The sequence below is a fragment of the Desulfovibrio sp. MES5 genome, assembly GCF_002237645.1.
Classification (GTDB): Bacteria; Desulfobacterota; Desulfovibrionia; order Desulfovibrionales; family Desulfovibrionaceae; genus Desulfovibrio.
Genome location: NZ_MJUZ01000017.1, coordinates 13,125 through 26,710, shown reverse-complemented (window position 1 = coordinate 26,710; position 13,586 = coordinate 13,125). Strand labels below are relative to the sequence as shown.

The 13,586-nt window shown below is 58.9% G+C and carries 15 protein-coding genes; 1 reads left to right on the top strand and 14 read right to left on the bottom strand.

Features of this window, described 5'->3' with window-relative positions; genetic code table 11:
• Positions 1–51 precede the first annotated feature (51 nt).
• The 10 genes from BCS36_RS06000 to BCS36_RS05955 form a co-directional block, all read right to left on the bottom strand.
• The gene (locus tag BCS36_RS06000; RefSeq protein WP_179981257.1) at positions 52–285 is read right to left on the bottom strand and encodes an acyl carrier protein; all 234 of its coding nucleotides are present in this window, start codon (positions 283–285) and stop codon (positions 52–54) included.
• Positions 286–362: 77 nt separating this feature from the next.
• Complete coding sequence (gene fabG, locus BCS36_RS05995) at positions 363–1,124, bottom strand: 3-oxoacyl-[acyl-carrier-protein] reductase (protein ID WP_291302002.1); 762 nt, start codon at positions 1,122–1,124, stop codon at positions 363–365.
• 218 nt (positions 1,125–1,342) lie between these two features.
• Entirely contained in the window at positions 1,343–2,329 is a 987-nt protein-coding gene (locus BCS36_RS05990; protein ID WP_291302001.1) for a beta-ketoacyl-ACP synthase III, read from the bottom strand.
• A 16-nt stretch (positions 2,330–2,345) separates the two neighbouring features.
• The gene (gene plsX, locus BCS36_RS05985; RefSeq protein ID WP_291302000.1) at positions 2,346–3,380 is read right to left on the bottom strand and encodes a phosphate acyltransferase PlsX; all 1,035 of its coding nucleotides are present in this window, start codon (positions 3,378–3,380) and stop codon (positions 2,346–2,348) included.
• Entirely contained in the window at positions 3,380–3,562 is a 183-nt protein-coding gene (gene rpmF, locus BCS36_RS05980; RefSeq protein ID WP_179981261.1) for a 50S ribosomal protein L32, read from the bottom strand. The genes plsX and rpmF overlap by 1 nt, the downstream gene beginning before the upstream one ends.
• A gap of 199 nt (positions 3,563–3,761) precedes the next feature.
• A complete protein-coding gene (locus tag BCS36_RS05975) occupies positions 3,762–4,328 on the bottom strand; it encodes a DUF177 domain-containing protein (RefSeq protein WP_291301999.1) in 567 nt (188 codons plus the stop codon).
• Positions 4,329–4,399: 71 nt separating this feature from the next.
• Positions 4,400–5,344, bottom strand: a complete 945-nt coding sequence (gene bla, locus BCS36_RS05970) for a class A beta-lactamase (protein ID WP_291301998.1) — start codon at positions 5,342–5,344, stop codon at positions 4,400–4,402.
• Positions 5,345–5,407: 63 nt separating this feature from the next.
• Positions 5,408–6,040, bottom strand: coding sequence for a LysE family translocator (locus BCS36_RS05965; protein WP_291301997.1), 633 nt, complete (start codon positions 6,038–6,040; stop codon positions 5,408–5,410).
• Positions 6,034–6,309: a GIY-YIG nuclease family protein gene (locus tag BCS36_RS05960; protein WP_291301996.1), complete on the bottom strand. Its 276-nt coding sequence runs from the start codon at positions 6,307–6,309 to the stop codon at positions 6,034–6,036. The genes BCS36_RS05965 and BCS36_RS05960 overlap by 7 nt, the downstream gene beginning before the upstream one ends.
• Before the next feature lie 182 nt (positions 6,310–6,491).
• Positions 6,492–7,079 carry a hypothetical protein gene (locus tag BCS36_RS05955; protein ID WP_291301995.1) on the bottom strand — a complete coding sequence of 196 codons (588 nt, stop codon included), beginning with the start codon at positions 7,077–7,079 and terminating at the stop codon, positions 6,492–6,494.
• A gap of 264 nt (positions 7,080–7,343) precedes the next feature.
• Here BCS36_RS05955 and BCS36_RS05950 point away from each other — a divergent pair, with 264 nt between their 5' ends.
• Positions 7,344–8,012, top strand: coding sequence for a tetratricopeptide repeat protein (locus BCS36_RS05950; RefSeq protein WP_291301994.1), 669 nt, complete (start codon positions 7,344–7,346; stop codon positions 8,010–8,012).
• A 414-nt stretch (positions 8,013–8,426) separates the two neighbouring features.
• On the opposite strand, the gene BCS36_RS05945 is transcribed toward BCS36_RS05950, so the two are convergent.
• The 4 genes from BCS36_RS05945 to BCS36_RS05930 all read right to left on the bottom strand — a co-directional run bounded on the left by BCS36_RS05945 (position 8,427) and on the right by BCS36_RS05930 (position 13,547).
• On the bottom strand, positions 8,427–10,424 hold the full coding sequence (locus tag BCS36_RS05945; protein ID WP_291301993.1) for a molecular chaperone: 1,998 nt from the start codon (positions 10,422–10,424) through the stop codon (positions 8,427–8,429).
• Positions 10,421–11,515 (bottom strand): adenosine deaminase, encoded by a 1,095-nt coding sequence (locus BCS36_RS05940; protein ID WP_291301992.1) that lies wholly within the window; start codon positions 11,513–11,515, stop codon positions 10,421–10,423. The genes BCS36_RS05945 and BCS36_RS05940 overlap by 4 nt, the downstream gene beginning before the upstream one ends.
• A gap of 320 nt (positions 11,516–11,835) precedes the next feature.
• Positions 11,836–12,879, bottom strand: coding sequence for an iron-containing alcohol dehydrogenase family protein (locus BCS36_RS05935; RefSeq protein ID WP_291301991.1), 1,044 nt, complete (start codon positions 12,877–12,879; stop codon positions 11,836–11,838).
• On the bottom strand, positions 12,876–13,547 hold the full coding sequence (locus BCS36_RS05930; RefSeq protein ID WP_291301990.1) for an HAD-IB family phosphatase: 672 nt from the start codon (positions 13,545–13,547) through the stop codon (positions 12,876–12,878). The genes BCS36_RS05935 and BCS36_RS05930 overlap by 4 nt, the downstream gene beginning before the upstream one ends.
• Between the last annotated feature and the right edge of the window lie 39 nt (positions 13,548–13,586).

Below are 13,586 nucleotides of genomic sequence, written 5' to 3'. Positions count from 1 at the left end.
GGGGGTTTGCAGGCCCCCTCACACGCAGCAGATCTGGCGATCAAACTCTGGCTATTTCTTTTCTTCAATATAGGAAATGGCGTCCTGAACCTTCAGAAGTTTCTGAGCATCGTCATCAGCGATTTCGACTTCAAATTCTTCTTCCATGGCCATGATCAGTTCGGTCAGGTCAAGGGAGTCAGCGCCGAGGTCTTCCACAAAGCTGGCTTCGGGCTTCACTTCATCAGCGCTCACGCCAAGTTGGTCAACAATAATTTTTTTAACTTTTTCAGCGACATCAGACATGGTATCCTCCAGGTAATTTAATGATCACTTCCAAACCCGGCCCAGGGGTGCGCCGGGAGCGTCTTCGGACTTTCCGCCTAACAGTGCATGCCCCCATTCACCCCGAGCACCTGCCCGGTGATATAGGCAGCTTTGTCCGACGCGAGAAAGGCGACGGTTTCGGCCACATCCTGAGCAGTGCCCATGCGCTTGAGAGGAATGGATTCTTCATAGCTTTTGCGCACTTCGTCGCTGAGGGCGGCGGTCATGTCCGTTTCGATAAACCCGGGCGCTACGGCGTTAACCGTGATCTGCCGGGTGGCCAGTTCTTTGGCGCAGGACTTGGTAAGGCCCAACAGGGCGGCTTTGGCCGAGGCGTAATTGGCCTGGCCGGCGTTGCCTGTCTGACCCACCACCGAAGAAATATTTACAATGCGGCCCTTGCGCGCTTTGCTCATGATTTTGGCGGCTTCGCGGGTGCAGATGAAAGCGCCGCGCAGATTGACGTTGATGACCTGATCAAAGTCTTCGTCTTTCATGCGAATAAGAAAGCCGTCCTTGGTGATGCCCGCATTGTTGACCAATACGGCAAGGTTGACTTTGTCTTTGATTTCATTGGCAAAAAAATCAGAAACAGCGGCACTGTCGCTGACATTCAGGGCAAAAGCCCTGGCATGACCGCCCATTGCCCTGATTTCGGCTGCCACCTGTTCCGCTTCAGCGGGGCGGCTCACATAGGTAAGAAAAACCTGAAAACCGTCGCGGGCAAGGGTTTGGGCAATGGCCCGCCCGATGCCGCGCGAGCCGCCCGTCACAATGGCGGTGGGCGTAGCGGTGGGTGCGGAATGCTCTGTACTCATGCTCGTTCTGCCTTTGCTTGAGAGTGCTGTTTATAGCGTGACCATGCGTTCATTTCAATGCCGCCGGACAAGAAAAAAAGAACTTGTGCGACGGGCTGCGCTCTGGCCCGCACGGCGTCGTTTGATGAAGCTTGACTCCGCCCTGCGACGTCAGTGTAAAATCCGCGCGGCAAAGTGGTTACAGGTTGGCGGCCTGAGCGCGGATAGCCCGGAAAAGATTAAAAACGCAGCAGGGCCGCGCCCCAGGTCAAACCCGCGCCAAAGGCGGTGACAAGCAGACGGTCGCCGGTCTTGATGCGCCCGGCGGCGCGGGCTTCCGTAATGGCCAGGGGAATGGAGGCCGAGGACGTGTTGCCGTACTTGTCAACATTGACAAAGACGCGGTCGCCGGTCATGTCCAGACGGCTGCCCACAGCTTCAATGATGCGCATGTTGGCCTGATGGGGCACAAGCAGGCTCACATCGTTGGCGGTAAGGCCGTTGCGGGCCAGCACGTCTTCGCAGATATGCACCATGTTGCGCACGGCATGCTTGTAGGTCTCGCGGCCTTGCATGGTGATGAAAAAGTCGTCGTCGACGGGGTCGCCCTTGGCGTAGCGGCTGCTGGTTCCGCCGCCCACCACAATGAGGTCGCGCTGCGTGCCGTCGCTCTGGCAGATGACGTCCTCAAGCCCGGCCATGACATTGCCCGACGAGCCGGTAACAATGCAAGCCGTGGCCGCATCGCCGAAAAGCACGCAGGTGCTTCTGTCGGCCCAGTTCACGCGACGGGTCAGGGCCTCAGTGCAGACAAAAAGAATTTTGGCGTCGGGCTGCTGGGCCAGAAGCGAGCGGCAGATCGAAAGCCCATAGATAAAACCGGAGCAGGCAGCGCCGAAATCAAAGGCCATGACAGGCCCTGTGCCGAGCTGCCCCGCTATGATGCAGGCCACGGAAGGCGAAAGCACGTCAGGCGTGCAGGTGGCCGCGATAACGTGGGTGAGTTCAGAGGCTTCCATGTCCGCTTCGGCCAGGGCCTTGCGGGCGGCCTTGAGGCCCAGGTCGGAAGTGTTCTCGTCATCAGCCAGCTTGTGTCGCTGCTTTATGCCGGTGCGGGTGACAATCCATTCTTCGTTGGTGTCGACCACCTTGGCGAGGTCCTCGTTGGTCAGGACCGCGTCCGGCACATAGGCGCTCAGCGCAAGCAAATGGCAGAGAGGGTTCATTCTGTAGTACCGCCGGTTAGATGGCGCGTGAGAAGCGCGTGAGCTCCTCGTTGGCCAGGATGGTCTCGGCAAGGTGGCTGTTGGTGCCTTTGCGAACAAAGGTACCGCCCATTTTGATGGCGTTCGTCATGGCAAGCGAGCTGGAACGACCATGACAGACGATGGCCAGGCCCTGAAGACCCAACAGCGGGGCGCCGCCGTATTCGGCATAGTCAATGGTGCTGGCAAACTTTTTGAAAGCGCCCTTGGCCAGCATGCCGCCAAGAGCGGGCAGCACGCCGGTAGTAAAGACTTTCTTGAGCATGCGCACCAGCGATGAAGCCAGGCCTTCACTCATCTTGACCACTACGTTGCCGACAAAACCGTCGCAGACCACGACATCAAGGTCACCGGTAAAGATGTCCCGCCCTTCGGCATTCCCCACAAAATTGAGGTTTTGGGCCATCTTTAGCAGTTCGTAGGCTTCCTTGACCTGAGAGTTGCCTTTGCCTTCTTCTTCACCGATGCTCAGCAGGCTGACGCGGGGCGAGGGATAGCTTAAAAGGTCCCTGGCGAAAGCGTCGCCCATAAGGCCGAACTGAAAGAGATGATAGGGGCGGCAATCCACATTGGCTCCGGCATCGAGCACAACTACGGGGTCTTTTTCCGTAGGCAGCAACGCGGCCAGAGCAGGACGCTCCACCCCGGGAAGGCGGCCCATGATGAACATGCCACAAGCCACTGTGGCGCCGGAATGTCCGGCACTGACCACAGCGTCCGCGGCGCCGTCCTTCACCAGGCGGCAGGCCACCTGGATTGAGGCGTTCTTTTTGCGGCGCAGAATGTCCGAGGGCTTTTCATTCATGTGCACCACATCATCAGCCTGAACGATATCATAATGCACGTCCTTGAGGTCGAGCTTGTCCAGCTCGGCCTCCAGCTTGGGGGTGTCGCCCACAAGCTGGACATGCAGATCATGAAGTCGGGCAGCCTCTACGGCGCCCGGCACTACCACGGAGGGGCCAAAGTCCCCGCCCATGGCGTCCACGGCGATAATGGGGCGCTCGTTCATTACTCGCTATCGGTCTTGGCGACTACCTGACGACCCTTGTACGTGCCGCAGCTGGGGCAGACGCAATGGGGCACGGTAGGTTCACCGCAGGAGCAGTAAATGACGGCGGGAATGGCCACACGATCGTGGGAGCGGCGCATCCCCTTGCGGGAACGGGATTTTTTATTCTGTTGCACAGCCATGGTGTTCTCCTTTTCAGTCCTTGCGGACACGTAAGGCAAAGATATGGCGGGCAGGACCAGAGATAGGACTTGCCCGCAAGACTCAGCAGTTTAGTAAAAAACTTTAGAAATGTCTAGGCTCCGTCTGCGGCAATCCGTCAGCGGAAACCATTTTTTCAAAGCCGCCATGTCATGTCAGGGGGCGGCCTGTGATGCCCATTCAGTTCTTGTGCAGCGTGAGCCCGCGCAAGACAGCCATGCGTGGGTCAAGCTCTTCGTGCTCGCATGAGCAGAGTCCCTCATTGAGGTTGGCTCCGCAACTGGGGCAAAGCCCCTTGCAGGTGGCGTTGCACAGGGGAGTCACGGGCAGGGCGAGCATAAGCTCTTCCCAGCAGATGGCCGCAAGATCAAGCAGGGGCACGTTGTTCACAAAAACAAGGCGACTTTCCGGGGTTTCGTCCTGCGAGCGCACGCCGGAAGGCCCGGCAGCCTCATCCAGTTCGTCGCTCTCCGGCAGTTCCTCAAAATCTTCAAAGCGCGCGTTGACGACAGCCGGGGCGTCCTCAGTGCAGCGGCTGCACGGCAGAACCACCTCGCCTGTCAGGCTCCCGCGCACAAGCCAGCCGCCGTCAGTGGGCAGTACGCTGATACTGGCGCTCAGGGGTTTGGTAATCCGGCAGTCCATATGAAACTCCTCAATGGAGTTCTGCCAGATGGCCTGATCGTCCAGATGAAACTCTCTGCCCTCAGGGGGCAGATCGTTGAGTGATATGCGATAATTCTGCATGCTGTACCTCGAAAGTCTGGCTACATACCCTTGGCCATAGCAGTTGTCAAGAAAAGCGGTAAAAGCCCTGTTCACGCCCCTGCCGGACAAAGCAGGCTGGTGGTCGCGGCCAGAGTCGCATCACGATCGTTAGCGGCTGCCGCACATTGAGTAAGATATAGCGCCAGTATGACTGGCGTTCCTGCCGGAGGCAAGAGTATGCCCACATCGTTGGAAGTGCCGTTCGGCCCGCTGCCAGTCTTGTGTCCCACTTTCCAGCCAGCGGGCGTTCCTGCGGGTATGCGGCTTGCTCCGGTGGCGCATTCCGTCAGCCATTGCCTCAGGAGTTCACGGTGCTGAAGGGGCAGGGCCTCGCCCATCAGCAGGGTGTTAAGCGTAGCCGCCATGGCTGCAGGGCTTGTGGTATCCCGCATGTCGCCGGGTTCCGCGCTGTTCAGGGCGGGTTCCATACGGTCCAGGCGAAATCTGCTGTCCCCCAGCGAACGGGCGAAGGCTGTAAGGCCCGAGGGGCCGCCAATCATCCCCAAAAGCAGGTTGGCAGCCGTATTGTCGCTGTATTGCAGGGCCGCCGCGCACAATTGATTCACACGTATGCCCCTGTTCACGAATTTTTCCGTAACAGGCGACCACGCGACAATTTCGTCCGGCCTGATGTGGACAAGATTGTTCAGTTTCTGCGGGTGCAGCTTGAGCACTGCAGCGGCAGCCAGAACTTTAAATGTGCTGCACATCGGAAAGGCTTCATCGCCCCGGTATGTGAACAGGCTGCCTGTGGCGCAATCAAGGCGGGCCGCCCCAAGTCTGCCGCCAGATAATCTTTCAATCTGCGAAATTTTTTCGATAAGTTCTGTCTGCCCGGCATCCGCCGGGCAACTCTCCATACCCCCTGAAAGCTCTGCTGCGCCGGGGGGGGAGGTGAAGGCGCACACTCCGGCAAGGCAGGCAATGCCCGTCACTGTTGCCAGAAACGCCCTGCGCTCCGGCGCGAAAGAACATGTGCCTGTGGGTGCGGGCATCGTGCGCTGTTCCGTCCTTGAGTAATCTGTGTAACCTATGATTGAAGCGACCGATGGCTCTTGTCAATGCGTGGCAAGCAGCAGGGCCAAAGCCAGACCCGCAAAAACCAGTCCGGCGGCCCTGTGAATGAACACTTGCCCGCCCGGAGACCTGTTGAACCACACGGCCAGTTTGCCGCCAAGCAGGGCCACGCTGAAAAAAACGATGATGGTGGCCAGCATGAAGAGCAGTCCCAGGCTGAGAACCTGCATGGCCACGCTGCCCCGTGTCGGATCGCAGAACTGTGGCAGAAATGCGAGGAAAAAAAGCGAAACTTTGGGGTTTGTCACGTTCATGACAATGCCGCGCCGGTACAGCGGGACATAGCCGGGAAAGGGCGCGCCGTCCCCCTTGGTGACGGCCAGCGCAGCGCCTGCCCTGAATGACAGCCAGGCCAGCCATAACAGATATGCCGCGCCCACGGCCTTGAGTATGGTGAAGGCCAGGGGCGAACTCTGAAAAATGGCGGCCACGCCCAGCGCGACGGCCGTGGTGTGCACACAGAGCCCGGTGACGAGGCCAAGTGTTGTTACCATGCCTGCGCCCGCGCCATAGACGGCGGACTGGGTGAGCACAAAAATATTGTCCGGCCCAGGAGCAATGCCAAGCAGAAGAGACGCCGCAAAGAAGGTCAGAGCTATGTCCACAGTCAGCATTGCTTTTTTTCTCCCTCAAGCAAAAAAGTGATTTTTGCGTGGCGCGGCTTGGCCTTTACTGCGCATTCCAGCCGCAGGGCGTCCGCCTTGCAGGAACATGCCCGGCTGGCCAGCAGGCGTACCGGGCGTCTGCCGCGCGTATAGCGCGCGCCGCCCGGCGTTGCGCCGTTGTGCTGCGCAAGGCGCCGCTCCATATCGCAGGTGATGCCGCAGTACAAGGTGCCATCGGCGCATTCCAGCAGATAGACCTGCCAGATGTCAGGCGTCATTGGCGTTCTCCACAGTATCATGATGCCGCCCGGAAGGGCTTGCAAAGCCGTCTTCGCGTGCGGCCAGACTTTAAACCGGTTGCTTTCAAGAATATGCGGCCGCAACGTTTACGGCGTTTTGCAGCGCGGATAAATCGCGCCTGCTCCCGCAGACGCCAGCGCGCCTTCACGTTGAAACTGTGTCAGTCAAACCCTCCGGCAAGCCAGATGGTAACGATAAAAGACAGTATCCAGTTGCCCATACGCCACAGCCAGGGGTTGGGCATGACGCCGACCGTCATGAGACGCATCTGCCGCAACGTACCCGCAACTGCCCCTATGGAGTGAAAGAACACAAAGCCAAGTCCCGCCAGAAAGCCGAACTGCGCAAGGCAGACAAGAAAAATGACAAAGGTGATGCAAGGGGCGAGGCAGGCGTTGGAGTTGTCCCGGCTGGTGATCCATATCTGCCCCAGGGGCGATCCGGCCTGGGAGCCGCCGAAGTTGCGTCCGCCAAAGGTGCGCTGATAAAAACGGCCCTGCCCGCCGGTCTGGCCGAATCCTTCAGATCCGTGCTGACGGCTGCTGTGGCCATGTGTTGTATCCTGCTGCCGTTCTTCGTTCTGTTGCTGATCCGACATAAAAACCACTTCAGCGTCGAGCACGCGCCGTTGCTCTTCCCCGGAGCCTTCGCCGTCGTGCTGTTGCCCCGAGGGCACGGGCAGATTGGCATCGCGCGGGGTATGCGCGTTGTCGGAGTCTTGGGGGGGCTTGTGCGGGGGATGGCTCATGCTCGGCCTCCTGGTGTATGTCAGCCGTAAGGCGGATTATTGATAGAAATGCATAAGGGCTTGCCGTGTTTGTGCCTGCTCCACGGCGGGGCGTCAAGGGCTGCCCCCGAGAGGGCGAATGGGCACTGGGCCACTGTTGCGCCACGGACACGACGGCATCTTGCCAAGTCTTTTTCGCGGCGCTATTCTTTTGGCATAAAGCATCAGACATCAGGCATCAGGTATCAGGCGTGGCCTTTTGGCCGCGACCATGAGGAGGTTTTTATGAAAAAAAATTTTGCCGCTATTTTTCTGACAATGACGTTTTTTTTGTTTTCGGCCCTGACTGTGGGCGCACAACCCGTGGACAAGGTGGAACAGAATCTTAACGAAGCATGGACAGCCTACAATATCGGCCAATACCAGAAAGTTCTGCAACTGGTGCAGCCCCTGGCCTCGGACGGCAATGCCCGGGCCCAGATCATCCTGGGCCGTTGCTATGAAAACGGCCTCGGCGTGCCCCAGGATATGGAAATGGCCGCCAAGTGGTTCCGTCTTGCAGCGGAGCAGAACAACAGTGAAGCCCAGGTGCTTCTGGCCTACCAGTATGAACTGGGCATTGGCGTGCCCAGAAACGACGCGACAGTGGTGGACCTTATGACCCGTGCGGCCAACGCGGGCAATGCCGAGGCCCTGTTTAACCTGGCACTGTATCACGGCCAGGGCAAGTATGGTTTTGAAAAAAACCCCGCTGAAAGCTTCCGCCTGGCCAAGCTGGCGGCTGACCGGGGCTACGCGCAGGCCGAACGTTATGTGGGGGCCTGCTATGACTATGGCGTGGGCGTGCCGGAAAACAAGACCGAAGCGCAGGTCTGGTATGGCAAGGCCAGGGCGCAGGGTCTGGAAGTGGAAGGCAACGTGTTCAATTTCGTGCGCGAGTACAGCATGCCGTAATACTTGATGGAGCGCCGCCACGACGCAAGCTTCCATCAAGGCATCGACTTTGGGACGCAGGATATTCTGCGGGAAAGGCCCCCCCGGCTTTGCGCTGACGACTGGTTTCGACAAGTGTGGCGATAAAAAGCCGCCTTTTTCCGCAGAGTTGCCAAGAAGAGATATGGCCGCTCCCATAAGGGGCGGCCATATCTGCTTGTACCGGGGGGCGGTAGAGCAATTTCAAAGTAAAATCGCTTTGTGGGGGAGCCCACGCCCCACCCTCTAAAACTTTTATTGTATCTTGGTATACTATGGGATGTTTTCTGATCTCAAGCGGGGCGGCAGAGGCAGCAGCTTCAAGGCTGCGCCGCATCGCAACGTTGCAATGCTCCTTGGCGCTCGGCGACGTGTGGATAAGGCCAGTTCAGGGTTTCATTGCCCTGCCGGGGATGCGCCGCGCTCCACACGGATATGGTTCAGTACCGTGAGCCTTTGCAGCAGGGCTTTGAGGGAATACCGTATCTTGCCTCTGGCATCTTCCATGAGGTCCTGTCGGATCTCCTGAAAGGATTGTTCCAGAATTTCTTCAATATATTCCCTGTTTTTTGCCGTGATTTTTTCACGGTTTTTTTCATTGAGAAGAAACTTGGGCAGCTTTTGCCGCCGGAGAAAATTCTTGCCGAATTTGCCCAGCGCCCATGTGCCCGCAAAAGCCGCCGCGCCGCCGATAACGGCGGAAACCGGTTCAGCCGTGGTGAGCAACATTTTTTCGCCAATGGCAAGGGCCGCTATGCCCGGCAGCACGGCCACAGCCATGACATCCATGGTGTTGAGCAGGGTAAGGCGCGAAACTTTCACCTGTACCGCATCGAAAAAACTGGTGCTCAGAGTGCGGGCGGAAAAATTCAGCCTCGGCACAAGGTACACGCCATTTTCACGCAGCCAGCGGCTGAACTGCAGGCGCAACTCCCTTTCTATTTCTTTGCGGGCGGCTTCCGTGCGTTCCTGAACAATAGCCAGCAGGCCGGAATCGTTCTGGATTTTTTCGCTGATTTCCCGCTCGATCTCTTCAACGGTCTTTCTGTCCTCCTGGGCGGCCTCAAGAACGCTCAGGATATCCTTGACGGCGATGCGTTCGGCGCAGGTTTTGGCGGCCATCTTTGTGTGCTTTTCAAAAATGCCCTGCGCGAGGTCGGCAACGCGCAAACAGAAATCTTCGCTCTGTTTCTCAAGCAGGTCTTTTATCTTGAGGTGGGTGTGCAGCAGCATGGGGTAGAGGGCCAGGCCAAAGGCGATATCCTCATAGGTGCGCGGGCTCATGACGATATTGTCTGTACCGAAAACATCGCGCACAGCCTCGCTGGTGAAAAACCAGCCGCTGCTGCCGCCCGTGAGGATGACCTTGTCGACGCTTTTTTGCCGCCGTATATCGTAAAGAACGTCCTTGAACCAGGAGATGAGGCCCACCTGACGTCCTTGCAGCATTTCTTCGGCTACAGCGCCCAGCGATCCCCTGTTGGCATACTGGCTGAGCATGCCCAGCAGGGCTTCAGAAGCCACATAGCTTTCCGCCGCGCTGACGACCTGCTGCCAGGTGAGCTCGTGCAGATATGCATGTTTTTGCGTGCCCGCCGCGTCATACCACGAAAGGTGCAGGCTTACGGCGCTGTCGACATCCTTTTGCAGTATTTTGGAAAACCGTTCTTTTTCTGCCTTGCACAAGACCCAGTGGACATAATACTCGCAATTGTCGGCCTTCACCTCTTCCTGCAATTGGGGATTCTGACGGCAGAAAAGCTGAAAGAACAGGTCATCGAAAAGACGCCCGCCCAAAAGCCGGTCGCCGCCGCTGTGCAGGATGTTGGAGTTCTCCGCCAGGGTGAAGTCGCAGGTGCCGCCGCCGAAGTCCAGAATAAGCAGGCTGTGTTCCAGATCATCCAGTTCGATGGCCCCGGACTGCAGGCAGGAGATCATGGCCGCGTCGGATTCCTTGATCAGAGAAGGCGCGGGCCAGCCCGCATCCTTGAAGCAGTGCGCGAGCTGTATGCCGAAACTTTCACGCGTGCGGGCGGGAATGCCCACATATATCTGGCTGTCAGGCTCGATCGTGTCCTGCGGCAAAGCCTCGCGAAGCATGCGCAGAAAGTCCGTCATCCAGCCCACCGCTTCGGCATTTTCTTCGTCTATTTCGGGTTTGAACTGGCAGCGCAGGCTGCGGCGCGCCCGCATGCCGGGGTTGGCGTAATACTCGCTTTCTGCCAGATGCCCGATAAGCAGGGGTGAACCGTCTTCATAAAGAATGGCGGTTTCAACGCAGCCGTCAGGCGCGCTGACGCGGGGCGGCAGCACCGGCTGCGGAGCCGTGGAGCTTTTGTACGCGCCATAGATGTAGGTATTGCTGGTGCCAAGGTCGATGCCCAGTATCTTCATGCTGTGGCCCCCCCGGCGGCGGCCCCTCTGGCGGATGTCCCGGCAGGCGGGATTTCTTTTTGCACATGCCCCTTGACGATAGCATCGCCAGAACGGGAATAGCGGCGCAGAACGCGGCAGCGGTCGCCGTTGCGCACAAGCCCGACGGTATCGTAAAGCTCGGCATGCACGGCATCGTCCCACACGATGTGGCTGTCGCCCTCACCGGGGTTGTAGCCCATAAAAACAAGCTGTTCCGAGAGAAACCGCCTGGCTTCCTCATTCATGCCGTCCAGGAGATGGATGACGCCAAGGGCCAGCGGGCAGTCGCTTCTGGGGCACCTGCCTGTGTGCGCGTCTGCCTGTCCCTGTTCCCTGAGGCTGTCCAGCTCTGTGCGCAACGCATCCCAGGCGGTAAAAAAGGTCATGAGGTTCCGCGCGCGGGCCTGGGCCTGTTGCCCCAGAGAAATCCTGAACGCCGCCATATCAAGCGCGGTCGTTTTTTTGGCCAGCAGCACAAAAAGAAAGGCCGCGCCAAGCAGCAGATACAGGCGTTTGAACAGTCCCGGCGCGCCGCTTGATCCAAACACGGCGCTTTTGAAGTCCGCCCAGGAGGCCAGCCGTAAAACGCCTGCCACCATGCTGGCGGCAAAGGCGGTCAGCGTGCCAAGGCCAAGAAAAAGCAAAAGGCGGCTGCGCGCCCTGGGGTTGCCCGCCAGAAACTCCGCGCCGTAAAGCATGCCGAGCACCGTTCCCACCCGGATGATTTCCCCGCCCATATCAATGAGCCCCAGCAGTTTTGACAGCAGCCCGCCAATAAAGAAACCAAGAAAAACAATGCCTGCCATGCTCGGCAGGGAATAGCGCTTCACATACAGGGCATCGGTGGAAAAATCGGGCATGTCGCGGGCCAGGCTCCAGCGGAGGTCTTCCGGAATATCGGCGCTGGCGGATTTTGCGGCGCAAAGATCCACAAGTTCTTCCTTCAGGTCTGAAAGCAGCTGGCGGTGCTGGGCAAAGTCCTTGGGAAAGGAGGGTATTTTTTCAAGGGTTGCATCCAGGGCGGGCTGTATGTCCGGCAAGGATGCTGCGGTGGTATTTGTCATTGTCATCAGCATATTCCGTTTGCAATGTGGGCCGTCGGGCAGTGCGTGAACTGGGCGAAAACCGCTCTGCATGAAATTACTCAAGGGGAAAAGGGAGCATAGAGGCGTTACTGTGTAAAAAGGTAGCGCACCACGCCCTCAAGTCAAGTCTGACGGGGTTTTTCGGGCTGGAAGCAGCGAGGGAGGGCGCAGGATACGTGCCCAGGATCATTTGGGCTGATGTCGAAACGGGTGATTTTGCTCAAAGGATGCCAGATAGCCTGGCTCGCCATGCAGCATGAAGTCTTTTTAGCGGCGGCAAAACTGCGACTGGCCGGGAGGCGCGCCTACACAAAGCAGCCGCGCAACAAGGGGTCGTTGTCCAGGATGCGGCGCGCCTCTGGCAGGCAGTCCCGCAGCGAAAGCACGGTGAAAAAGTTTTCCTTCATGTCGGGCGCAAGGCCTATGGCGTGGGTCCACTCCTGCCGGGAGAAGGGGGCGGCGCGCACGGCATCCCAAAAGCCGGTCTTGGTAAAGACATGGGCCAGAAGTTCTGTGTTCCGCTCCTGAAACTGGCTGACGAAGTAGGCGGCCATGCCCACCTGGAGGCCGTGCAGGTGGGGGTGGGCGGACGTGGCGTCCAGCGCGTGCGAGATGAGGTGTTCGCTGCCGCTGGTCGGGCGCGAGCTGCCGCAAATTTCCATAGCTATGCCGTTAAGCATGAGGGCCGTTCCCAGCTGGGCCATGCCTGCGGCGTCGTGGGTGGGGTTGGCAAGAAACTGGTGCACCGTGGCGTCGGAAAGCAGGGCCGCCAGATCGTTGACCGGCTCTCTCGTGTTGTGAAAGGCCAGCTTCCAGTCATGAACTGCGGTGAGCTTGGCAACGAGGTCGCCTACTCCGGACAGCCAGAGAGCGCGCGGAGCGGAAAGGCACACGTCCACGTCAATAATGACGCCCTGGGGCAGAGTGGCGGCCAGAGAGCGGCGTTTGCCGTGCATGGTCAGGCTGGATTGCGGGCTGCAAAAACCGTCATTGGAAAGAGACGTGGGCACGGCCAGATAGGGAAGCCGGGCCAGAAAGGCCAGGTACTTGGCCATGTCCAGAGCCTTGCCGCCGCCAAGGCCCACAATGGCCATGGTTTTTTTGGGCAGCAGGGCGAACAGCTCCACCACGTTTTCAAAACTGTTGTCGTCCACCTCAACCCAGGGGCCGGTGTGTATGTGGTTGTTTTCCAGCCCTTGCCGCGCCATTTGTGTGACCGCTTCGGGAAGTTGTCCGGACACCACAAGAACGTCGGTAAAGCCGGAACGGCTCAGGTAGATGCCAAGGCGCGGCAGGGCTCCCGGCTTGATGCGGACAAGACTGGGCACGCGGATCTGGCTGTTGTTCATAGGGTGTCACCTCGACTATCCATGGCAAGCAGGGCGTCGGCCACATCCGACCAGACGGAGAAGGCGTGAAAATCTTCGTGATAGCGGCCCAGAGTTGCAGCCAGGTCCGCACGCGCAAAGCGCAGGTCGGGGGATACGGCAAGGGCGGCGGGCAGGTCGGCAAAGCCGTCGCCGGCAAAGGCGACCGTATAGCCGCGGCGCACGTATGACCGCACAATGCCTGCCTTGTCCACCCCGGTTTCGGCGCAATAGAAGGGCGAATCTGTGGGGGGCAGCATGCGCAGGCTGCCGTTGGGCTCATAGATGGCGTGGTTTGCATGAACAGGAAGGCTGACCCCGGCTGAGGCCAGCACACGCTGGATGTACCAGTCGCATCCGGCTGAAGCCACCACGATTTCCCAGCCCGCATTGCGCAGACTGGCAACAGCGCTGCTGAGGCGTGGATCGGGCTGCATGGCGAGAGCCAGGCTGTTCAGTTCGGATTCCGGGGCGCGAATTTTGGCGAAAATCTGCTGCAGGGCCGCGAGGTGCGTGATTTTGCCATCCCTGTATTCCTGCCAGGGGGCAATATCCCTGTGCGTCAGCAGGGAGTCGACCACCAACTTGTAAAAATCTTGAGTGGTTATGGTGCCATCAAAGTCCGTCACGAGAATGCGAGGCTTGGGCATGCTGTTCTCCCTCCGGCGCGGTTTGATAAAGGGCAGCGG

Coding starts and splice junctions, on each gene's coding strand:
- plsX (WP_291302000.1), bottom strand. CDS start 3,380: ATGAACGAGCGCCCCATTATCGCCGTGGACGCCATGGGCGGGGACTTT.
- BCS36_RS06000 (WP_179981257.1), bottom strand. CDS start 285: ATGTCTGATGTCGCTGAAAAAGTTAAAAAAATTATTGTTGACCAACTT.
- BCS36_RS05950 (WP_291301994.1), top strand. CDS start 7,344: ATGAAAAAAAATTTTGCCGCTATTTTTCTGACAATGACGTTTTTTTTG.
- BCS36_RS05955 (WP_291301995.1), bottom strand. CDS start 7,079: ATGAGCCATCCCCCGCACAAGCCCCCCCAAGACTCCGACAACGCGCAT.
- bla (WP_291301998.1), bottom strand. CDS start 5,344: ATGCCCGCACCCACAGGCACATGTTCTTTCGCGCCGGAGCGCAGGGCG.
- BCS36_RS05965 (WP_291301997.1), bottom strand. CDS start 6,040: ATGCTGACTGTGGACATAGCTCTGACCTTCTTTGCGGCGTCTCTTCTG.
- rpmF (WP_179981261.1), bottom strand. CDS start 3,562: ATGGCTGTGCAACAGAATAAAAAATCCCGTTCCCGCAAGGGGATGCGC.
- BCS36_RS05945 (WP_291301993.1), bottom strand. CDS start 10,424: ATGAAGATACTGGGCATCGACCTTGGCACCAGCAATACCTACATCTAT.
- fabG (WP_291302002.1), bottom strand. CDS start 1,124: ATGAGTACAGAGCATTCCGCACCCACCGCTACGCCCACCGCCATTGTG.
- BCS36_RS05990 (WP_291302001.1), bottom strand. CDS start 2,329: ATGAACCCTCTCTGCCATTTGCTTGCGCTGAGCGCCTATGTGCCGGAC.
- BCS36_RS05960 (WP_291301996.1), bottom strand. CDS start 6,309: ATGACGCCTGACATCTGGCAGGTCTATCTGCTGGAATGCGCCGATGGC.
- BCS36_RS05935 (WP_291301991.1), bottom strand. CDS start 12,879: ATGAACAACAGCCAGATCCGCGTGCCCAGTCTTGTCCGCATCAAGCCG.
- BCS36_RS05940 (WP_291301992.1), bottom strand. CDS start 11,515: ATGACAATGACAAATACCACCGCAGCATCCTTGCCGGACATACAGCCC.
- BCS36_RS05975 (WP_291301999.1), bottom strand. CDS start 4,328: ATGCAGAATTATCGCATATCACTCAACGATCTGCCCCCTGAGGGCAGA.
- BCS36_RS05930 (WP_291301990.1), bottom strand. CDS start 13,547: ATGCCCAAGCCTCGCATTCTCGTGACGGACTTTGATGGCACCATAACC.